Annotated in this window: 19 protein-coding genes; 15 read left to right on the forward strand and 4 right to left on the reverse strand. The window is 57.5% G+C overall.

Annotated features, from left to right (window positions below):
• Positions 1–1119 (reverse strand): lipid II:glycine glycyltransferase FemX, encoded by a 1119-nt coding sequence (locus KMZ29_RS09560; RefSeq protein ID WP_215623465.1) that lies wholly within the window; start codon positions 1117–1119, stop codon positions 1–3.
• A gap of 180 nt (positions 1120–1299) precedes the next feature.
• On the opposite strand from KMZ29_RS09560, the gene KMZ29_RS09565 reads away from it, so the two are divergent.
• From KMZ29_RS09565 to KMZ29_RS09575, 3 genes are read left to right on the forward strand one after another with little or no spacing between them, the layout of a single operon-like run.
• Positions 1300–2367 (forward strand): radical SAM protein, encoded by a 1068-nt coding sequence (locus KMZ29_RS09565; protein ID WP_215623466.1) that lies wholly within the window; start codon positions 1300–1302, stop codon positions 2365–2367.
• Between the two features lie 27 nt (positions 2368–2394).
• Positions 2395–3174 carry a class I SAM-dependent methyltransferase gene (locus KMZ29_RS09570; protein ID WP_215623467.1) on the forward strand — a complete coding sequence of 260 codons (780 nt, stop codon included), beginning with the start codon at positions 2395–2397 and terminating at the stop codon, positions 3172–3174.
• A 46-nt stretch (positions 3175–3220) separates the two neighbouring features.
• Positions 3221–4066, forward strand: a complete 846-nt coding sequence (locus KMZ29_RS09575) for a class I SAM-dependent methyltransferase (RefSeq protein ID WP_215623468.1) — start codon at positions 3221–3223, stop codon at positions 4064–4066.
• Here the strand turns inward: KMZ29_RS09575 and KMZ29_RS09580 are convergent.
• From KMZ29_RS09580 to KMZ29_RS09590, 3 genes are all read right to left on the reverse strand, one after another.
• The gene (locus KMZ29_RS09580; protein WP_215623469.1) at positions 4063–5088 is read right to left on the reverse strand and encodes a lysylphosphatidylglycerol synthase transmembrane domain-containing protein; all 1026 of its coding nucleotides are present in this window, start codon (positions 5086–5088) and stop codon (positions 4063–4065) included. The two genes, KMZ29_RS09575 and KMZ29_RS09580, sit on opposite strands and share 4 nt — an antisense overlap.
• A 139-nt stretch (positions 5089–5227) precedes the next feature.
• Positions 5228–6373 (reverse strand): glycosyltransferase, encoded by a 1146-nt coding sequence (locus tag KMZ29_RS09585; RefSeq protein WP_215623470.1) that lies wholly within the window; start codon positions 6371–6373, stop codon positions 5228–5230.
• 7 nt (positions 6374–6380) lie between these two features.
• Positions 6381–7484: an N-acetyl sugar amidotransferase gene (locus tag KMZ29_RS09590; protein ID WP_215623471.1), complete on the reverse strand. Its 1104-nt coding sequence runs from the start codon at positions 7482–7484 to the stop codon at positions 6381–6383.
• Positions 7485–7808: 324 nt separating this feature from the next.
• Between KMZ29_RS09590 and KMZ29_RS09595 the strand changes: the two genes are divergently transcribed.
• The 12 genes from KMZ29_RS09595 (at position 7809) to KMZ29_RS09650 (ending at position 21604) form a co-directional block, all read left to right on the forward strand.
• Entirely contained in the window at positions 7809–9233 is a 1425-nt protein-coding gene (locus KMZ29_RS09595) for a lipopolysaccharide biosynthesis protein (protein ID WP_215623472.1), read from the forward strand.
• Positions 9234–9368: 135 nt separating this feature from the next.
• The gene (locus KMZ29_RS09600; RefSeq protein ID WP_215623473.1) at positions 9369–10628 is read left to right on the forward strand and encodes a glycosyltransferase family 4 protein; all 1260 of its coding nucleotides are present in this window, start codon (positions 9369–9371) and stop codon (positions 10626–10628) included.
• A 155-nt stretch (positions 10629–10783) separates the two neighbouring features.
• Positions 10784–12367, forward strand: a complete 1584-nt coding sequence (locus tag KMZ29_RS09605) for a hypothetical protein (protein WP_215623474.1) — start codon at positions 10784–10786, stop codon at positions 12365–12367.
• A 127-nt stretch (positions 12368–12494) separates the two neighbouring features.
• The gene (locus KMZ29_RS09610; RefSeq protein ID WP_215623475.1) at positions 12495–13280 is read left to right on the forward strand and encodes a class I SAM-dependent methyltransferase; all 786 of its coding nucleotides are present in this window, start codon (positions 12495–12497) and stop codon (positions 13278–13280) included.
• An 87-nt stretch (positions 13281–13367) separates the two neighbouring features.
• Positions 13368–14501: a DegT/DnrJ/EryC1/StrS family aminotransferase gene (locus tag KMZ29_RS09615; RefSeq protein ID WP_215623476.1), complete on the forward strand. Its 1134-nt coding sequence runs from the start codon at positions 13368–13370 to the stop codon at positions 14499–14501.
• Positions 14491–15567 carry a thiamine pyrophosphate-dependent dehydrogenase E1 component subunit alpha gene (locus tag KMZ29_RS09620; protein ID WP_215623477.1) on the forward strand — a complete coding sequence of 359 codons (1077 nt, stop codon included), beginning with the start codon at positions 14491–14493 and terminating at the stop codon, positions 15565–15567. The genes KMZ29_RS09615 and KMZ29_RS09620 overlap by 11 nt, the downstream gene beginning before the upstream one ends.
• An 8-nt stretch (positions 15568–15575) precedes the next feature.
• Positions 15576–16544: an alpha-ketoacid dehydrogenase subunit beta gene (locus tag KMZ29_RS09625; RefSeq protein WP_249779877.1), complete on the forward strand. Its 969-nt coding sequence runs from the start codon at positions 15576–15578 to the stop codon at positions 16542–16544.
• 14 nt (positions 16545–16558) lie between these two features.
• On the forward strand, positions 16559–17299 hold the full coding sequence (locus KMZ29_RS09630) for a sugar transferase (RefSeq protein WP_215623479.1): 741 nt from the start codon (positions 16559–16561) through the stop codon (positions 17297–17299).
• Positions 17300–17546: 247 nt separating this feature from the next.
• The gene (locus KMZ29_RS09635; RefSeq protein WP_215623480.1) at positions 17547–18851 is read left to right on the forward strand and encodes a nucleotide sugar dehydrogenase; all 1305 of its coding nucleotides are present in this window, start codon (positions 17547–17549) and stop codon (positions 18849–18851) included.
• A gap of 2 nt (positions 18852–18853) precedes the next feature.
• The gene (locus KMZ29_RS09640; protein ID WP_305855088.1) at positions 18854–19915 is read left to right on the forward strand and encodes a Gfo/Idh/MocA family protein; all 1062 of its coding nucleotides are present in this window, start codon (positions 18854–18856) and stop codon (positions 19913–19915) included.
• A 1-nt stretch (position 19916) separates the two neighbouring features.
• A complete protein-coding gene (locus tag KMZ29_RS09645) occupies positions 19917–20498 on the forward strand; it encodes an acyltransferase (RefSeq protein ID WP_215623482.1) in 582 nt (193 codons plus the stop codon).
• On the forward strand, positions 20495–21604 hold the full coding sequence (locus tag KMZ29_RS09650; protein ID WP_305855089.1) for a DegT/DnrJ/EryC1/StrS family aminotransferase: 1110 nt from the start codon (positions 20495–20497) through the stop codon (positions 21602–21604). The genes KMZ29_RS09645 and KMZ29_RS09650 overlap by 4 nt, the downstream gene beginning before the upstream one ends.
• The last annotated feature ends 260 nt before the right edge of the window (positions 21605–21864 follow it).

Consider the following 21864-nt stretch of genomic DNA (forward strand, 5'->3'; position numbering starts at 1 on the left):
TCAGCCGAAATATCGAACCAGCGGAGCAAGCGTTGCCCGGGCGATCGGTAGCGGCAGCCTGCGGGTGATGCTGCGAACCAACTCAAATCGGCCGGCAGAGCTGTCGATCATCTCAGGCGCCTGCTCGCCGACATAGTAGCGCGGTATGGTGGTCTGCTCCGCGAGCCATTTGCGCTTGAAGAAGAGAAGTCCGGACTGACTGGGCGAGTCGGCGCCGAAGTCGAAACGCCGGCAGCCTTCCTCGATGAGTCTGCACATGACGCGGAACAGCATTAGATCATTGGGTCGGGCATGGCGATTGATCGGAAGCGAAACCGAATAGGCATAGATCGCGGTGTCGCGGTCCATCAAGACGATGCAGCCGGCGATGACCGAGCCGCTGGCGTCGTTGACCTGAAAAAGCCGAGCAAGCCGTCGGGGCCCTAAGTCCGCGAACAGTTTCTCGAAAAAGGGGCGCGGAAAAGGTGGAAGGCCAAGACCTTTTTGCGAGCTTTGGTGAAGACGGTACCAGCTTGTAATCGCTGCTGATGTGATGTCGGTCTCGACCACTTGAAGCCCGGCCCGCTCGGCCTGCCGGATCATATTGCGGGTCTTGTCGCCAACGGCCTTGAGCAGCTTCGTCTTGCTCAAGCCGGCAAGCGAGGTCACGCTGTGCATCCAGTGATCGGCCCGTATCAGGCCGGTGCCGACAATGACAGGTTCGGGGTAGGGCACAATCGTTTTAAATTCAATATGGCTGGCGCCGATGTCAATTTTAAGACGCTTTGCTTCATCAAGAAGAGCGGTGAACGTCGCGGGGTCGTCGAACAAGGGCCCACCTCGATCGCGAAAAGGCACGGATACCAGGCGAGGACGACCAAACATGGCCGGAACACGGTAAAGTGGGAATATGCCTCGAATCCGGCCCAATCTGTCTTCTGCGACGAGGAAATAGGACCGGTAGCCGAGTGCCAATCTGAAGATCTCGCGCCAAGCGATATCATGGTAGATCGTCGCAGCAGGTGCGGTTGCAACATAAGCCTGCCATCGGGCCACCTCATCCGGCGTTTCGCCCAGGATCCGCACAATTAACGCGGGGGTCGATTCGGCGGGCATTTCGATAGGCGACAGGTGGTCCATGGGATCTCTCGGCCGGAACCAGGGGAGGATGGCAGCCAGCGTTGTGGGGTCGACTTTCGCCAGCAGGGCTTGTAGACCAGCGCCCTTGGCGGAACAATGGTAGGTTCGATGCTGTATGAAATTAAGAAGGCGGTGCAAGCTTTTAAGCGCCCCGGGATTGACACCACGCCTTGGAAAATGGTGCGCAATGTGGCGCCCTATTACCTGCCAGGCGACCTCAACGTGTCCGCGCCGCTCACCCTGTATTGGTCGATCAACAGCGTCTGCAATTTGCGCTGCAAGATGTGCGACGTCGGTATGATGAATACTGAGGGCATGTTCTTCAAGAATCTGCGCATCGACAAGAAGCTGCACGAGATTGATCTCGACGTGTTCAAGCGCGTGATCGACGAGGTTCACGGCGACAGGCCGTTCATCGCCATCAATTCGACCGAGCCGCTGATGTACAAGCCGCTCGCTCTTGCAGTCGAGCATTGCACGCGGCGCGGGCTTAAGACCGGGGTGACAACAGGGGCTTATGCGCTCGCCAAGCAGGCCGATGCGTTGGCGGAGGCGGGGCTCAGCCGCCTTAGCGTCAGTATGGACGGGCCGCCCGACGTCCACAATCACATCCGCGGCCGCAAGGACAGCTTCGAGCAGGCCTATGCCGGCGTTGAGGCGTTCGATCATGCCTGCCGGCGGCTCGGCCGCAAGGCGGAAATATACATCAACTGCACCATCACCAACATGAACCACAATCGCCTCGTCGACTTCTATGAGGCGATCCGGCCGCTTCCCGCGACCAATGTGAACTTCAATTACATGTGGTTCATCGATCCTGCGACGGCGGCGGAGCACAATGCCCTTTATGGCGACCGCTTCGAGGTGTCGGCGAGTTGCTACAGCGAGTGGATCGATCCTCTTGCCGTCGATATCGATGCCCTCGCCGACCAGATCGACCAGCTCAAGAACCAGCCCAGGGTGCACTTCTCTCCCATCTTCAGCCGCGAAGAGCTCAAGAGGTATTTCCACAAGCCGAACGAATTCGTGAATCCCGCCGGCAAGTGTCTGGCGACATGGTTCTTTCTCCAGGTGCTCGCCGACGGAAATGTCATTGTCTACACGCGCTGTCACACCAGGCCGATGGGCAATGTCAATACGCAGTCGATCGCGGAGATATGGAACGGCCCCGAGGTGAAACGATGGCGCTCCTTCATTCGTGACGTGGGGAAGATGCCGATGTGTAAGCGCTGCGATCTCGTTTACTGAGCAGTGCAGCGTGCTGGCGGTGGCGCAATGAAAAAACTGGAGCTCGCATACGACCGCACCAATTTTTGGGAAGACTATTGGCGCGAACACGGCATCGATTATGATGAGTTCCGCGACCTTGACATGTATCCGATCCGTATGACTTTACGATACGTCCGGCCGGGTCAAGAGATACTCGAATGCGGATGTGGCGCTGGGCGTGTGGTACGGCATCTTACCAAGCACAACTATAACATAGTTGGCTTGGAGTATGACGGCCGCATTGTCAATGAACTCAAAACCTGCAGTCCGCAGTTAAAGATCATCGAGGGGGATGCCGCGGACATGCCTTTCGACGAAAATAGCTTTGACGTTTCTCTTTGCTTTGGAACTGTCGGAACTCTGCACGGCAAGATGGCGGCTGCAGTGCAGGAATTGCGGCGAGTGACACGTCCTGGCGGCAAAATCGTGCTTTCCGTCATGCTGGACAATTCCGCTCGCCGACTGCAAAAACTGCTTAATAGGATAACGACACGGGGGGAGCCGGAATTTTATGCCTGGATGGACAGCGAGCAGGGATGGCGCGCCTATTTTGAGAGCTTCGGGTTCAGTGTCATAGATAGCGAGCCGATGGTTAGTCGATATAATGTTTACTACTGGACACCTATGCTCAGGGCTGGCGAGAAGACCAACCTCACTCTCGCTCGGGTTGATGACAGTGCTTACAGGCTAAATTTCCTTGGGCGTATCTTTTGGCAACTACACAGTACGATCCTGCGGCGCAGTCTTGCGGCGGCAACAACCTTTGCTATGACCAATTTGAAGTAACCATGTTGCGGTCGTCATGCCGTGGCTGATCTGGTGAGCAATAATTATGATCGAGGCTAAATCTCAAATTTCCATCCACGACATTCACCGCTTCTGGAGCGACAATCCCTTGTTCGCCGAGGATGGCGCGCATGAGCTGGGTTCTCCGAGCTGGTTTGAGGAGCATGCAAAGATCGTAATAAACGACGGCTACGCGGGTCATTTTGACAGCCGTATTCTGCCCCCGCCCGAAAACTGTGGGCGAGTGCTCGATCTCGGATGTGGGCCGGGGTTTTGGACTGTCGAACTTTTGCGCCGCTGCAAGATCGATTCGATGACTTCGGCGGACCTCACCGAACGAGCGTTGGAGTTGGCTAAGGCACGACTTGCCCACTATGGGCTTGCGGCTGAGCACAGAATTGAGAACGCCGAGGCGATGACTTTTTCTAACGCCAGCTTCGACCATGTGAACTGCCAAGGTGTTATCCATCATACGCCAAATACTTCAGCTTGCGTCGCTGAGATAGCGCGCGTTCTGCGTTCCGGCGGAACGGCGAGCATTTCCGTCTATTATCGCAACGTTGTGCTTCGTCATTGGCACAGTATTGGCGCAATAGGCGGAGCACTGGCAAGCATGGGCGCCAAGTTACGTGGGCGCGGTCGAGAGGGAATTTATCGCGAACGGGATGCTGATGAGATTGTCCGTCTCTATGACGGTTCCGAAAACCCAATCGGTAAATCCTACGACAGGTCGCAGTTTCAAGCCCTTCTTCAGCCTCACTTTGAAGTTGAGAAAATATACTACCATTTCTTTCCTGCGCGCTCTTTGCCATTTGCAATCCCGCGATTGGTACACCGTGTTCTTGACGCTCGGCTCCCGTTCATGATCTTCGCCAACGTTCGTAAGCACTAGCGTCGGCGCATGCCTTTGATTGCTACGATTGCGTCGCTGGAAAGCTGCCCGACGCCCATCGACCGTCGCAACATGATGACAGGACCAAGGACGGCCGCCGGTAGCAACTCGGCTACATGCAGCACGATTGCGAAGGCCAGCGCCTGATTAAACCCAACCCCACGGCTCTGCAGAACATAGACAACAGCAGCTTCGAACATTCCCAGTCCTGCTGGTAGCGCCGGGATCGCGCTCGCAAGCACTATTGCACCAAATACCAGGGTCACCTCGGGCAGCGAAAGACTTCGCATGGGCAGGAGGTGAAAGAACAAAGCCAATGCCGCAAGGTGAGCCAGCCAGCTTCCGGCTGTCAGCAGCGCAGCACGTGCTATGATGTCGCGCTTCAATATTGTGACGATGTGTCTGCATTGCCTCTCGATGAAACGGGCAAATGGACTGTGACGACCGGCGAGTCGCTTCGACAGCAGGGTGGCGCACGGGCGAAGCACAAACAATGCTGTGAGCCCGCCAATTGGTAGGGCAATCACAAGTGTCCCACCGACGTTCAGCATGCCAGCGACACCCGTGGCGGCAATAGCGCCCACAAATACGACATCGAATAAACGCTCAATGAGCACCGCCGAAAGGCCATGCGCGAGTGGAACGCCAAGTCGCGATCGCAGATAGGTTGCCTTTACAAGTTCCGCGATTCGCCCCGGCGTGACGATATTGAGTGCCGCCGACAGGATAATGGCCTCGACGGCGATCAGCAATGGAATTGGCGGCTTGCGTACAAGGATTGCGTGCCGCCTTGCATACCAAAGATGTCCTGTGATCATCGGGATCTGGAACAGGATGGCGGCCCAGACTAAAGTCCGATCGAACGAGAGCCTGAGGCTAGCGAAATCGATCTGGCGCGCGAGCAAGATCACGACCAAGATGACAAGCGCGAACCGCAGCAGCGTGGCGTACCCAGAGAAATGTCCCTGAGGTCTATCGGAGTCTTCAACGACGGAGACGTCTTGATTATTGCCGGACAGCATACAACCTCTGACCTGCTCCCCGATTTTGCAAACTGGAAACTGTTGGAAAATTGGGGTGATAAGGTGGATTGCCCCTATGTGCATTTGAATCGAAAGATAACGATGGGGGTGGAACAGTCTTCAACCAGAGAGCATATCGTTATTCCTTGACTTGCTTAGTCTTCAGCAGATCGCGGTAGAGTCCAACTAGTTTCTTTGACTCTTGCTCCCAGTTATATTTGTCTTTGACTGCTTTTTGTCCGTCTTTGCCCATGGCTTCGGCTTCGACCGGATGCTCAAGGATCCAGCGAAGTGCATCGGCGATCGCCTTCGGATTGAGCGGATCAACAAGAAGACCGCATTCCGCGCCTCCGACAATTTCTCGCCACAAGGGGAAATCGGAGGCAATAACGGGAAGGCCGGCAGACATGTATTCGAACATTTTGACTGGCAACGCATCGAGATAGTTAATGACCGGATGCAGAAGGACCAGTCCTGCCCTCGAACTGCCGAACAGACGGGCGATTGCCGACCGGTCGATGCTTCCGCAATAGTTGATCTTCGACCAAGCAGGCAGCCGGTGCAGTTCGTCCGCAAAACTGGGCGGGCTTACTTCACCCGCCATTTGAAGAGTAACTTCGGGCTGATCAGAAAACCATTCAAGGGCTCTCACCATTTCCTTAACGCCGCGGATTTCAGCGATCCCGCCGACATAAACAAATTTGTTAGGCCTCTGATCGTAAGGCTGCGGCTCGGCAAGCACGAGTTCAGATTGGATCGGGAAATTCTGCACAAGCACCGTCTTCGCCGATGGAAATCGGGCGGCGATAGTTGGCGTGGCGGCGACGATGCCGGAAAAAGTTGCTGCAGCAAGCCATTCCATCGCCGCAATGGCCTTGCCGACCGGCCAGCGGAAATACACCGGGATCCAGTGCTTGCTCATGGTTTGGCGTGGGGCGTCCTCGTGAACGTCATAGACGACCTGGCATCCGAACAGGCGCAGCAACAGCCCCAGCGGGATCAGCTCCGGATCGTGAAAGTGAACGAGTCTCGGTTTGGCGCGACGAAGAAATTTGAACGCCCGGCAGTTTCCAGCCAGCGAGCGCTTCAATCGACTTCCGGGCAACTTGCCGAGATCGTAAATTGCCGGGCTACCCGGATTGTGGCGGTCGCCGAGCCCGTCCGCAACGACAAGGCTGACGTCTTCGGCGAGCGCGGAGAACAGGGTTTGAACTTGCTTGACAAAGATGCGCGTATCGGCCCGCGGGTGAACGGTGCTCAGGTGCACCAGCTGCAGCTTTTTCATGTCCAGCTCAGGAATAGACTTTGACTTCCCGACCGAGCGCCCGTTGGATCAGGCCCTGGACCTTCTTGAGCAACCTGTAGCGTCCGTCCCATGTAGGAAAATCCGTATGGTGGTGCGACTGAGCGGTCAGGTAGCTGTCGAACTGCTCGCGCGTAATTCTGAGCTTTTTGCAGAAATACTCGATGTCGGTCTCAAGTTCTTCAGGATCGTAGAGTGGTTCCTGCAGCTTCGCCAGCGCCTCATCGCGGGTCATTTGGCCCGAGACAATGAGGCTGGAGAAATGCGGCCTGCGCTTGTCGTAGCCGAATTTGATCGGCAAATAGTAATTCTGGAACAGTTTTGTAAACAGCGACTCGCCGTGCTTTCTGGGGTAGGCGCGCCACCCGATTTCCTCGAGCTCCTTGACGGCAAGCTGCTTATCGTAAGGCATGAAGTTAAGCGGGCGTACCGTCCGCATCCTTTTGATAAAGGGATACCAGAAATAGTAATCGAAGAAGCCGATGGTGCTGTAAGTCTCTAGCGGCCGTTCGCCATACTTCGCGTGAATTGCCTTCAGGTTGATCGCATCCATCGCGCTGCCATGCCAGGCCTGCGGAAAAATGCCTTCGGTCGCCAGGTTGCCGCCGCTGAGGATGTACCGGATGTTGTTGCTAGTCGCGAAGTGATAGAGGCTCGCAAAGAAAACGTGGTCCTGCGGAACGTCCTGATTGGCAACACCGGCCTTGAGGTAAGCAACCTGCAGATCCCGCATTTCCTCCCAGTCGACGACGTGGGTGTGCAGGTCGAAATTGCAGTGCTTGACGATCTTTTCGATGTTGGCGACGGCGAGTTCGCTGTTCCAGCCGGCATCGACGTGCACCACCAGCGGGCGCAATTTCCAGTCCCTGACTTTCAGCGCCATATATGAGCTGTCGACCCCGCCGCTGAGGCCGAGGATGCAGTCATATTCCTGACCGTGTCCGGCAAGACGGATCTGCTCGCAGGTAGCCGCCCATTTCTTGGCGCCAACCTCGTTGGGAAACCACTCGAGCCGCGTCACCTCGTCGAATTTGCGGCAGTGGTTGCAGACCCCCTGCGCATCGAATGCGATTTCAGGATCGCTCGTATCCATGACGCATCGAGAGCACTGCTGATACTGTGGCACGGAGATTTCTCGCTCGAGGAATTGAATGTTTGACGCTTTACTGCGGCTGGTCGATGCCTGCAACGAAAAGCTATGACTTAATGGGCCGAATCGCAACGGGCCGGTCAGGATCAGGCGGATTGGCGGTCCAATGTGGCCAGCGCGAGCGAGCCCGGGCTGCGTGATGGGGCCGAACCGTATTTGGCTCAAACAAGCCGACGGGGTTGCCGCGAGACCCCATGGAACCGCTATAATGTATGCGGGCGTCGTGTTACAAGCGCCGAAGCTCGGTGGTTAGAGCGCTTCGAGGTCATGACTATTTCGCTGCAATTCCTGCGCCATACTGCGATTTTGATGGGCGGTACGGCATTGGCGCAGGCGCTGGCATTGCTAGCGGCGCCTGTGTTGACCCGGCTTTATCAGCCCGCCGAGTTCGGGTTGTTTTCAGCGATCGCCGCCGCTGCCGCAATTCTCTCGATCGTTTCGACGCTGCGCTACGAGCTTGCTATCGTCCTTCCCAAGAGCGAGGCTGAAGCTGTCGGTCTCGCGCTGATCGCGGTCCTAACGACGCTGGTCATCACTGCTGCGGCCGTCTTCTTGCCTTGGCTGCTGCCTTCAACGGCTGCGCGGCTTCTGGGCCCGCTCGCGAACTACTGGTGGCCGGTTCCGCTGCTGGCAGTGCTGATGGCATCGACCCAGATCCTGAATTGTATCGCCAACCGTCAAAGATCTTACGGTTCGATCGCTGCTGGATTGCTGTTTCAGCAAGCCGGAACCGCGGGTTTCTCGATCCTGATCGCCGCGTTTGCGCTGTTCGCCCATGGCCTCGTGATTGGCCGGCTGGCAGGCCAGGTTTGTGCCGTGGTAACTCTTGCGGTGGCGCTGAAATTATGCTTCGCCGCGCGCGGGTCACTCGATTGGCCGCTGATCCGGGACGTCGCGTCGCGGTATCGGCAGTTTCCGATCTTCAATGTCCCGTATAGCCTGTTTGGTGCTGTATCGAAGGAATTCGTCATTCTCGCCTTCACCGCGGTGAGTCACCTGCCGGCCGCCGGCTACTACGGTCTGGCACGCATGGTGCTGACTGCGCCGATCAGTTTTCTGTCGTCCTCGCTCAGTCAGGTTTTCTACAAGGAGGCGGCTGCCAGCATCGGTTCCCCGGAATTCGAGCGCTTGATGCTCGGTCTGCTTCGCACCATCGCCGTGGCACTGGCTCCGGCCTTCGTCTTTGCGTGGTTCTGGAGTCCGTTGGCCTTCGAATTCATTTTCGGATCGCAATGGCGGGAGGCGGGACAGTACGCCTCGATTTTGATGCCGATTGCATTCCTATCACTGTTCACGAGCTGGCCTGAACGTATTTTCGAAGTTCGGGGAAAGCAGCAATATGCGCTGGCGATCCAGGCGACTTTCGATATTTGCTCGCTGCTTGTGATCGTCGTCCTTCTGAGCAAGGGCTATTCGGAAATGGCGGTGGTACGCTCATATGTGACGATCCAGATCGGCTATCACCTGAGCTATCTGTTCGCGGTGTTCGTTTTCGCAGGATTGGGCGCTCGGCAATATTGTGGCTTTCTGTCGTTGCTGACATTGGGAGTGGGGGTTTCCCTCGCAATCCAGTTTCCGATTCAGTACTACCTCTCGCAGGATTACTCCGGAATGTTGTTCGCGGCCTTGGCGGCCATTGCAGTGGCGGCGCCGAGCGGGATCTATTTCGTCAAATATCGAACGCGGCCCTGAGCCAGCCCATCTTTCAATGCCCGAATTCTCGACGAGCGATGGATCGTCCCGGCACCCGGCGACGATTCAATTGCTCGTCCTGCGCGACTGACGTATGCAGGGCGCTCACGCTATTAGCCTAGTTGGGCGATCATCATGAATGTCTGGATCGTTGCGGTCGGTGAGCCCTTGCCTATCGAGCAAAGCAATGAACGTCTTCTGCGGGCCGGCATTTTTTCGAAGATGCTGGCCGCGCGGGGCCATCAGGTGACTTGGTGGACCTCGACCTTCCTGCACATGAAGAAGCGCCATTTGTTCGACTCGGATCGCGTGGTCGAGGTGGAACCTGGCGTTCGGATGCGGCTGCTTCATGGATTAGCTTATGACAGCAATGTGTCATTGCGGCGGCTGATCGACCATTGGATCATCGGGCGGAAATTTGCCGGGCAGGCGGCGAGCGAACCCCGACCCGATCTGATTTTGTGCTCGTTCCCTACTATCGAGTTGAGCCTCGAGGCCGTAAAGTACGGTAGGCGCGAATCTGTTCCAGTGGTTCTCGACGTCCGCGACCTTTGGCCGGATATCTTCGTTGCGCTCGCCCCAAGAGGCCTTCGATCCCTCGTGCGGCTCGTTCTTGCGCCCTATTTTTCTATGACGCGGCGGGCCTTCGAGGGAGCCTCAACGGTGGTTGCGATCAACGAGGGGTTCGTCGACTGGGGCGTGAAACGAGCGGGACGGATGCGAACCAGCCGCGATCGCGCTTTCCCGATGGGGTATCCCGACGTCGAACCTTCCGAGGGTGCGATCACTATTGCGGGGAAATTTTGGAATGACCTCGGCGTCGCCGGAGATGGCGTGTTCAAGGCCATTTTCGTTGGCAATATCGGGCGTCAGTTCGAATTCGAGCCGATCGTCGAGGTTGCCCGCCGCATGGCATGCGAACCGGTGCAATTCATCATCTGCGGAACCGGAAACTTCAGCGAAACGCTCTTACGTCTTTCGAAAGAATTGCCGAACATCCTGCTTCCGGGCTGGGTCGGTTCCGATGAGATTTGGACGCTGATGAGGATGTCGCAGGTTGGTCTTGCTCCCTACCATGCGGAAGAGAGCTTCACTCACAGCCTGCCTAACAAGGCGCTTGAGTATTTTTCCGCCGGTCTACCGATGATTTCCAGCCTTCCCGGTGCGCTGCAGACTCTTCTCGAAACCGCGCAGTGCGGCGTGACTTACGCCAATCGGGATGCGGATGCGCTCGAGGCCGCGTTGCGTCGGCTGCTTTTCGATCCGGATTTGCGGCAACGCCTGGGGGACAATGCGAGGGCGCTCTTCAAATCGCAATTTTCGGCCGCTCATGTCTATTCGGAAATGATCGATCATCTTGAGACCCTGTTGGCCGCCAAGTCCGCTCCGACATAAATGACGCCGAGCTCAGAAAACTGATCCCTTCTGTAGCGAAATTCGCTTTTGTTTAGCCAATTAGCCAAAATCGGAAAGATTTTGGTCCCATATAGCCGATTCCGCCTTCCGCTTGAGTTGCAATGGAGCTATTAACTCGCTTAAGGGGGAGGGGGATGATTGCTGAATACAATCCATTTGAGTCCGGGATAACGGGTTTCCACGCTTTAAACATTCTGCTGGCCATGGTGACCAGCGTGCTGCTCTTTTTAATATTTGTCAAAGCGAGATATCTGTTCATCAAGCCGAGCGTGTGGCTGCTTGCTGTCTCTCACGTTCTTGTGCAGTGGCCGGCGGCGCTCTTCTTTGGATACTATCAGTCTTGGCTACCGCGGCCGATTGAATTTTCGGCGCTGTTTCAAGGAACCATCATTCTCGGCCTCGTGCTAACGGTCCCGCTATTCCGCCCAACCGCCAAACTGGCCTGGGCCCGCCTTGGTGCGAAAGGGGTAACGAACAGCCCAATCGGGATTTCGCCCGACATTTTGGCTATCTCCATTCTAGCGGTCGTCAATGTCGTAGCGATCGGGCTGTACCTGGCGGAGGTTCCGCTTCAGTGTACTGGACTGTATTCTCTTGTGACATCGCCCGACGTCTTTCCGCTGGCGCGAGAAATTTCCCTCAAATTGGTAAAGCCCGCACTCCCGCGCTACGCCCTGACGCTTGCCTCGTCTTCGATTGTTCCACTGATGACTGGACTCTTGGTCATGCAAATAATCAAACATGGCCGCACCCAGTCCTTTGGCGCGACCCTGTCATGCCTAATCTGCCTCATTGCGGCCTGGTTGCTCGCGGATTTGACGGGCGCGAAGGGCGTCTTCGTCGCTTTGTCTCTGGTTGTGACTTTTACCTTCCTGTGGTGGCGAAGAATTTCAGTCAATCCGCTCGTTGCTGCGATAGCGTTGATCTGCTCGCTTCTGCCGGCGATTGCGATAACAACGGTGATCGGGGCGGCGCCGTTTCGAGACCGCGGCTCCTACGATATCGATTTTTGTCTTAATGTTGTGGGACTTTCGATTCCCAGGCTATCTAACGGCAATTTGAAGGCTGAACAGCCAGCTTTACAAGAGAGGCGGAAAGAATTGATTGCATCGCTCGTAATCAAGCAGGACGAAACGATTGCCCCGAGTTTTGATGACGAGAAATCGCATGAGAGGGAGGGGCCCAAATATCTTAAGATACTCAAAGACAATATCATGCCCGTATTTTATCGCGCGGCGGTGGTGCCTCTGCAAACAGGCGGATGGTTCGTCCATCACGAACAGATGCAGGGGCCGATCGGAATTGGAGGAATTCCGCGGATCGCAAGGCTGCTAGGTGTGCCGGTCGTTGACGCGCCCAATCTGATCGGACGAACCTATGGTCCAGTTTACTACGGTCATGAGGTGTCGCCGACCATCAGCGCGTCGACCAGCTTTATATTTGCGAATTATGCATATTTTGGTCCGCTGGCGATTGCGATGAATATCGCTCTGATACTTCTGCTCGACATAGCCTTGTTTGCCTTCGTGAGGGTCAATGCGTTCCTGCTGGTCCCCCTGCTGGGAGCACTTACGCCGGTTTCCTTCAAGTTTCTTGAGGCGGAGTACCTGACTGTTTGGCTGACGCACGGATATGGCGTAATGATCCTACTCGCACTTGCGCTCACTTTTTTTCTCAAGTATTGCCCGCACAATGCGGCGGTGGAGGCAAAAGCATAGCGTCGCTTCAGCAGGAGCGTCCAAGTGATCTGTAGCTGACGGCTTCCTGGTTAATGTATATGCTAATCTGCCTTGCAGGTCCCTGCAAAGGCTTTCTAGTACCTTGATCAAGCCAAAGGCAGTCATCTTGTCCGACACCGCGACCGAGCATTTTCTCAAAGTGACCGAACTGCCCGGGGAAGAGGTTTCCCAGGAGCAACTCGAGCGGCTTTGTCATCGATACTATTGGGCCGCCGAATATGTGCGCGGTCGGGATGTCCTGGAGGTGGCGTGCGGCGCAGGGCCGGGCCTGCGTTACCTCGCCGGGCGTGCGCGAAGCCTCAAGGCGGGCGACTTTTCTCCAGAGGTGCTTGCGCGCGCGCAGCGTCACATTGGGGCAGACGTCGAGCTGCGCGTTTTCGACGCGCAGGACATACCGTATCCGGACGCAAGCGTTGATACGGTAATCATCTTCGAGGCACTGTATTATGTACCGTCCGCGGAAAAGTTCATCGCGGAAGCTAAGCGGGTTCTGCGGCCGGGCGGTGTGCTGCTGATCTCGAACGCAAACAAGGATCTGTACGATTTCAATCCCAGCCCGCACAGTACCGTCTACCATGGGGTCGTGGAGCTGCGGCAATTGCTCGAACAAGCGGGATTTAAGCCTGCGTTTTTCGGATATCTCAAGGTCGATCAGGTGTCATTACGGCAGCGAATCCTGCGGCCGATCAAGAAAATCGCCGTCGATCTTAACCTGATGCCGAAAACGATGGCGGGCAAGAAGCTGCTGAAGCGGCTGGTCTTCGGCCAGATGGTTCCAATGCCGGACACTGTTACTGAAGGTCTCGTTTCATATGCGCCCCCAGAGCCGATCGAGGCCAGCGCCCCGGACCATATTCATAAGGTTTTCTATTGCGCCGCCAGGCTGCCCTGACTAAAACCTACCCGCGCCATAGCGCGGGATTTTGCAGGTTTTTTCTGATTTTGGGCTCACCTTGAATTGGAATAGACGGAGACAATGATGGTTACGCCGGCCCCGGCAATCGCCACGCGACAGGTTCCTTTCTTCAATTATCCGGCGCTGTTCGAACAGGATCGCACCAAGCTGACGCAAATCTTCCTCGATGTGTGCGGCCGCGGCGCCTACATCATGCAGCGGGACCTGAAGGAATTCGAGGCGGCGCTGGCCGCCTTTACCGGCGCCAGGCATGCCATCGGTGTGGCCGACGGCACCAATGCCATCCTGCTCGGGCTGCGCGCGCTGGAGTTGCCGGCGGGGTCCGAGGTGATCATGGCCTCGCATACCTATGTGGCCACCGCCAACGCCGCGTATTTTGCTGGCCTCGTTCCGGTGCCGGTCGATTGTGGTCCCGACCACATGATCGATCCGGCCTCGATCCGGGAAGCGATCACGCCGCGGACGCGCGTCATTATGCCGACCCAGCTCAATGGACGTTGCGCGGATATGGACGCTATTCGCGCCATTGCCAACGAGCACAAGCTGATCGTCGCGGAAGACGCGGCGCAGGCCCTCGGCGCACGCTTCAACGGCACCCATGCCGGCCTGTTCGGCGCGTTCGGAACGATCAGTTTCTATCCCGCCAAGGTGCTGGGCTGCTTCGGCGATGGCGGCGCGGTCCTGACCAATGACGACAAGATCGCAGCCTACGTCCGAATGGCCGCCGATCACGGCCGCAACGAGGACGGCGAATTCGTGATGTGGGGCACCAACTCGCGGCTCGACAATCTTCAGGCCGCGATCCTCAACCATAAGCTGGCGTCGTATGGCGACGTAATGAAGCGCCGCCGCTGGATCGCCGCGCGATACGATGCACTGTTGAAGGGCCTTCCGGAATTGCAGCTTCCCCCGGCGCCCGATTCCGACAGCCGGCATTTCGACATCTACCAGAATTACGAAATCGAGGCGGACCGCCGTGACGCGCTGAAGAACTATCTCAAGGATCAGGGAATAGGGTCGATCATCCAGTGGGCCGGGCAGCCGCTGCATCGGATCAAGGCGCTGGGGCTCTCTCGCTCGCTGCCAAAAACCGATCGGATGTTTGAGCGCTGCCTCATGATTCCGATTCATGTCGCGATGAGTGATGCGGATGTCGATCACGTCGCCAACTCGATCCGCTCGTTTTATGGCCACTGAAGAGTGCGGCTACGCGACTGGCTTTCGCGACACACTTGGCGCTCTCGCCAATCCGAAAGCCTTCACCGGCGCGATCGACCTTGCCCAGGTCGAAAGCGGCTGGGCGGTCTCCAAATTGCGCGAAATGATCCGCATTCGTGTCGCAGAGGAATTTGTCGGTGAGTTGTCCGAAAGCGGGGAGGCGCGTTGTCCATGCCACCTCGGCATCGGCCAGGAAGCCGTCGCGGTCGGCGTCTCCGCGCATCTCAAATCTTCCGACCGGGTGTTCGGCGCGCACCGCAGCCACTCGCATTATCTCGCACTGGGCGGTGGGCTGACCGAATTGTTCGGGGAGGTTCTCGGCAAGGAAATCGGTTCGTCTAAGGGAATGGGCGGGTCGATGCATCTGTACGGACCCGAGGTCGGCTTTCATGGGTCGGTGCCGATCGTCGGTGCGACGATACCTATCGCCACCGGTGCCGGTCTGGCCTGCAAGATGGATGGCGCAGGCGGTATCGCAGTAAGCTACTTTGGCGATGGCGCGGCGGAAGAGGGTCTTCTGCACGAATCCCTCAACATGGCCTCCATCCTCAAGCTCCCGGTCATCTTCGTCTGCGAAAATAATTTGTTCTCGAGCCATCTCGATATTCACCTGCGCCAGCCTCAGAATACCATCGCGCGCTTCGCCACGGCGCATGCCATGCCGTCGCATACGGTCGATGGAAACGACGTCGTCGCGGTCGCGCGGGCGACCGAGCAGCTGGTCGCGCGAGCCCGGAAAGGCGAGGGACCGGGCTTCCTCGAAGCCGTCACCTATCGCTGGAGAGGGCATGTCGGCGCCAAGGAAGATATAGACGTCGGGGTCCGGCGCCATCCCGAGGAGCTTGTGGCGTGGAAGCATCGCGATCCCGTTCGCCGGCTTGCCGACTCGCTGATCGCACGCGGCGCGATGGCCGTCGACGGCGTTGCGAAGATCACCGAGGAGATGAGCGCGGACTGCACCGAAGCCATCGATCGCGCGCGAAAGGCGCCATATCCGCCGGTCTCGAATCTGCTCGATTTCGTTTACCAGCGGGGCGGCAAATGAACGCCCGGATGACTTACGCGGAAGGCATCCGCGCCGGATTTGGGTATCTGTTCAAGACCTATCCGAACGTGTTCGCGATTGGCCAGGGACTGTGGAGTCCCTGGTATGTCGGGGCCTCAATGACCGATCTCGACAAGGAGTTCGGCCGCGAGCGCGTCATCGACAGCCAGGTCAGCGAGCTCTCGACGACGGGCGCGGCGGTCGGCGCCTCGCTGTTCGGCTACCGCCCGATCGTGATTCATCCCAGGATCGACTTCATGCTGCTGGCGGTCGACCAGATCGTCAATCAGGCGGCTAAATGGCACCACATGCTGGGCGGGCAGGTCAGCCCGTCGCTCGTGATCCGCGCCATCATCAATCGCGGCGGCGAGCAGGGGGCCCAGCATAGCCAGGCGCTGCATTCCTGGTTTGCCCATATTCCAGGACTGCGGGTTGTGATGCCGGCCACCGCAACGGACGCACGCGACCTGCTGATCGCGGCGACGCTGAGCAACGACCCGGTACTCTATATCGACGATCGCTGGCTCTACGACTGGGACGACGAGGCCACACCGATTGTCGAACTCGATCTCGCCCGACAGGGGCCGCTGGTGCGGCGGCAGGGTACCGACCTGACGATCGCTGCGGCAAGCTTCTCCGTGCGCCTTGCCATGCAGGCCGCCGAAGAACTGGCGAAGCAGGGCATCTCCGCGGAGGTCGTGGACGTGCGCGTGCTAAACCCAATAGATCCTGCGCCGATCGTCGAATCCGTCCGCAAGACCGGACGTCTTCTCGCCGTCGATGGTGGCTGGCGAACCTGCGGCTTCGCGGGAGAACTGCTGGCGCTGGCGTCTGAAAGTCTGCCGAGCTCGACCTGGAAATCGCCGCCGCGGCGCGTGACGCTGGTCGATGCGCCTGCGCCGACATCGAAGCCGCTCGAAGACGCTTACTACACCAAAGCGTCCGATGTCGTCGCCGCCGCCCAATCCCTGATCTGATGAGGCGGAACGGCATGAAGCGCATCTTTGATATCGTGGTCTCCGCCGTCGGTTTGCTCGGCACCAGCGTGGTCCTTTTGCCGACGATGTTCCTGATCTGGCGGCAGGACGGGTTCTCGCCGTTTTATATTGCGCCGCGGACTGGCATGAACGAACGTCCGTTCCGGATGGTCAAGCTGCGATCGATGATCAAGAACGCCGACAAGTCCGGCGTCGATTCCACCTCAGCCGGCGATAACCGCATTACCGCCGTCGGCCGCTTCGTTCGCAAGTACAAGCTCGACGAGATGACGCAGCTGTGGAATGTGCTGAAGGGCGACATGAGTCTTGTCGGTCCGCGCCCCAACGTCAAGCGCGAGACCGATCTCTATACGCGGGAAGAAAAGAAGCTGCTCAGTGTTCGTCCCGGCATCACCGATTTCGCGTCGATCGTGTTTTCCGACGAAGCCAATATCCTGGATGGCAAGCCGGACCCCGACATCGCGTACAATCAGCTGATCCGGCCCGGCAAGTCGCGGCTGGGCCTGTTCTATGTCGAGAATTCCAGCATCTGGGTGGATATTCAATTGATCTGGCTGACGGCCGTATCGTCGGCCTCGCGCAGCTCAGCGTTGCGCGGCGTCGCGCGAATTCTCCAACGGATGAACGCGCCTGCGGATCTTGTCGATCTCGCCCGGCGCGACAAGCCATTGATTCCGGCGCCACCGCCGGGCGCGACGCAGATCGTCACCAGCCGGGACGCGGTCGCGATCTAGAGAAAAGCAGACGTGAGACCGCAACCGTTCCGATCCTTTGGCTGGCCGATCCGCGCCTGAATCCGGCAGCGGTCGGTCCCTGGCATATTAACCCGGCCAAGGCCGGTATATTTGTTGACCTCTGCGCTTCGGTCCATATACAGAACGTCACGGTCTGACCTCCGAACCCGGCTGTGCAAGGAAATATATTCGTGCGATCAAGCTTTTGGATGGCATCAGCGTCCGTCAGAACATCACGAGCCGGCATATGAAATCGAACTTGATTGACAAGCTTAAGTCCAGAAAGGCCGTCATCGGTATCGTCGGCCTGGGCTATGTCGGACTGCCGCTGACGCTCAGATATTGCGAGATCGGATACAAGGTCATCGGCTTCGACATCGATCAAAACAAGATCGACATTCTCAAGCGCGGCGAGTCCTACATCGAACATATTCCGGCCGGTAGCATCAAGAAGGCGGTCGCCGCCAGCTTTGAACCGACCGCCGACTTTTCGCGAGCGGCCGAGGTCGATGCCCTGATCCTTTGCGTGCCGACGCCGCTCAATAAATACCGCGAACCGGACTTGAGTTTCGTGCTCGACACGGTCGAATCGCTGGTTCCATATCTGCATTCGGACATGGTGGTTTCGTTGGAAAGCACCACCTATCCTGGCACCACGGACGAAGAGTTGAAGCCGCGCATCGAAGCGCGAGGGCTCACAGTCGGCCGCGACATCTTTCTGGTGTTTTCGCCCGAGCGCGAGGACCCAGGAAACCAGAAGTTTTCCACGCAGACAATTCCAAAGGTGTGCGGCGGACATACTCCGGATTGCCTGCAAGCCGGTCTTGCGCTTTATGGAAACGTCATCGACAAGGTTGTTCCGGTCAGTTCGACGCGCGCGGCCGAGCTGACTAAGCTTCTCGAGAACATTCACCGGTCAGTGAATATCGGCCTCGTCAACGAGATGAAAATCGTCGCCGACAAGATGGGCATCGACATCCATGAAGTCATCCGGGCCGCGGCGACCAAGCCGTTCGGCTTCGTCCCGTATTATCCGGGACCAGGGATCGGCGGCCACTGCATTCCGATCGACCCGTTTTATCTCACGTGGAAAGCGCGCGAATACGGAATGCACACGCGGTTTATCGAGCTTGCCGGCGAGATCAATTCGTCGATGCCCGACTACGTAGTCTCCAAGGTCGCGGACGGATTGAACTCAAGGAAGAAGTCAATCAACGGCAGCAAGATCCTCATTCTAGGGATCGCGTACAAGAAGAATGTTGACGACATGCGGGAGTCTCCGTCGGTATTTCTGATGGAGCGCCTGCGCGATCTCGGAGCATCAATCTCCTACAGCGATCCGCATATTCCGGTGTTTCCAAAAATGCGGCAGCATCAATTCTCACTGTCCAGCGTCCCACTCACTGCCGAAAACATCGCCGGCTTCGATTGCGTGTTGCTGGCAACCGATCATGACAAGTTTGATTACGAAATCATCAGGACAAGCGCGCAATTGCTGGTCGATTGCCGCGGCAAATTCCAGGAAACCGCCAGCCACATTGTCAAGGCATGAATATGCGCCAGTATCCCCCGAACATCACCTCACGGAAAATACGCTTTGCGCTCGTCGGGTGTGGGCGGATTGCGCAGAACCATTTTATGGCTCTCAAGAAGCATGAAGATCGCGCCGAGTTAGTGAGCGTTTGCGACATCGATGCCAAGGCGCTGGCCACCGCCGCTGAAACGACCGGCGCGAAGCCTTACCACAATTTGCGAGAGCTCCTTGAGAAGTCAGATGCTGACATAGTCGCGTTGACGACGCCGAGCGGTCTGCACGCCGAGCACACCGTGGAAATCGCGGCGACCGGTCGTCATGTCATGACCGAAAAGCCGATGGCGACGCGATGGCATGACGCCCTGCGGATGGTGAAAGCTTGCGACGAGGCCGGCGTTCGGCTGTTTGTGGTCAAGCAGAACCGTCGCAATTCGACGCTTCAGCTTCTGAAGCGGGCGATGGACAGGGGACGCTTTGGCCGCATTTACATGGTCAACATCAACGTGTTCTGGACCCGCCCGCAGGACTACTATGACAGCGCGAAATGGCGCGGGACATGGGAATTCGACGGCGGGGCTTTGATGAATCAGGCCAGCCATTACATTGATTTGTTGGATTGGCTGATCGGCCCGATCGAGAGCGTGCAGGCCTATACCGCGACCCTGGCCCGCAACATCGAGGTCGAGGATTCCGGTGTCGTTGGTGTGCGATGGCGCTCCGGCGCGCTTGGATCGGTCAACGTTACGATGCTTTCCTATCCGAAGAACTTCGAAGGCAGCATCACGATCCTAGGCGAGAAGGGCACTGTTCGAGTCGGCGGGGTTGCGGTGAACGAGATTCAGCATTGGGAATTCGCCGAGTCCGATGCTGATGACGAAAAGGTCAAATCGGCGAGCTATGAAACTACGTCGGTGTACGGACACGGGCACCCGCTCTATTATGATAACGTCATCGAGGTGCTTCGCGGTGAAGCAGAGCCAGCCACTGATGGCCGCGACGGCCTTAAATCGCTCGAGGTCCTGATCGCAGCCTACCTATCGGCCCGCGACGGCCGGCGCGTGCCTTTGCCGTTGGAATACTGACATGGCCGTCAGCATTCACCCCACAGCTATCGTTGACGAAGGTGCCCGAATTGGGGACGGAAGCCGGATCTGGCACTGGGTTCATGTTTGCGGGAAAGCTCAGATTGGCAAGGGCTGCTCGCTCGGACAGAATGTCTTTGTTGGCAACGACGTTATCATCGGCAACAACGTCAAGATCCAGAACAATGTGTCTGTCTATGATGCGGTCCGCATCGAGGACGACGTGTTTTGCGGCCCGAGCATGGTTTTCACCAACGTCTATAATCCGCGGTCTGCAATCACCCGCAAGGACGAGTACCGGGAAACGTTCGTTCGCAAGGGTGCGACGCTGGGTGCGAATTGCACGATAATCTGCGGCTGCACCATCGGGGAGAATGCGTTTGTCGCCGCAGGCGCGGTAATTAATCGTGATGTGATGCCGTTCGCCTTGATGGCTGGAGTACCGGCGCGCCGGCTCGGATGGATGTGTAGCTGTGGCCGTCAGCTTCCGAAAATCACGGGTGACGTGGCCTGTGACGCATGCGGTCGCTGCTACACGATCAGCAAGCAAAGCTGCACCCTTCTGTCCGAGGCAACGAGATGACGATCCAATTCATCGATCTCAAGTCGCAGTACCGCGCCATGCGGGAGCCGATTGACGATCGGATCCAGAAGGTCCTGAATCACGCTCAATTCATCATGGGGCCGGAAGTTCGGGAGATGGAGGGCCGGCTCGAGGCCTATGTCAGTGCGCGTCACTGCATCAGTGTCGCCTCGGGTACCGAAGCCTTGCTCATCGCACTCATGGCCATCGGCATCGGTCAAGGCGACGAAGTGGTCACGACACCCTTTACCTTTGCCGCTACAGCTGAGGTGATCGCGCTTCTCGGCGCCGTGCCGGTATTCGTCGATATCGAGGATGACACCTGCAATATCGATCCGAAGCTAATCGAAGCCGCTATCACGCCACGTACCAGGGCGATAATGCCCGTCTCACTGTACGGTCAGGCTGCCGACATGGATGAGATTAATGCCATCGCGCTTCGGCACAATATTCCGGTGATCGAGGATGCCGCGCAGAGTTTTGGCGCTGAGTATAAGGGCCGCAAGAGTGGCAACCTGTCCACGATTGGCTGTACGAGCTTTTTCCCGAGCAAACCGCTGGGATGTTACGGCGATGGCGGTGCCATCTTCGTGTCTGATGATGCTCTCGGCAAAGCGATGCGTGAAATTCGCGTTCACGGCCAAGAAAAGCGGTACCACCATACGCGCATCGGCGTGGGTGGTCGGATGGACACCCTGCAGTGTGCGGTCGTGCTGGCGAAGCTCGACAACTTCGCTTGGGAAGTTGAACAGCGGATAGTGCTCGGCGAACGGTACAGGACGATGCTGTCAGGAATCCCTGGCGTTCAGCTGCCGGTGGTGCGCAGAGATCGCAACTGCGTCTGGGCGCAATTCACAATTCAGACCGATCAACGTGATCAGCTGATATCGTCACTCGGCAAGGCCGGTGTTCCGACTGCGGTTCACTATCCCGTCCCGCTGCATCAGCAGCCGGTTTACGGTCCGCTTTGCCGCATTGTGGGATCACTGGAGATTTCGGAACGTATAGCAAAGCGGGTCGTCAGTCTTCCCATGCATCCCTATATGGACAATGACACCATGCAGCTGATCGTAAGCGCGCTCAAAAGCGCGGTGAGTGGTAGCTGAATCTGCCGGTGACAAAAGACACCAACGCGATCAGGGGACGGCGATGTGGGATCTGGTCGGGCAAACCTTTACCGATCCAGGCGTGCTACATACTTGTGGACCTCGCGTTGATGCTCGGGATACTCGGCCGCCGCGTGTATTGATGTGTATTTGCGGTGTGAGCTTGCCGAAATCGACGGGCAAGATGAGCTGCACGACCCGTAATCGAAATTAGGAGGTCGATCATCCTACCTCCGCGCTTGCTTCCAGCGGTTGATCGG

The sequence above is a fragment of the Bradyrhizobium sediminis genome (assembly GCF_018736085.1).
GTDB classification, from domain to species: domain Bacteria; phylum Pseudomonadota; class Alphaproteobacteria; order Rhizobiales; family Xanthobacteraceae; genus Bradyrhizobium; species Bradyrhizobium sediminis.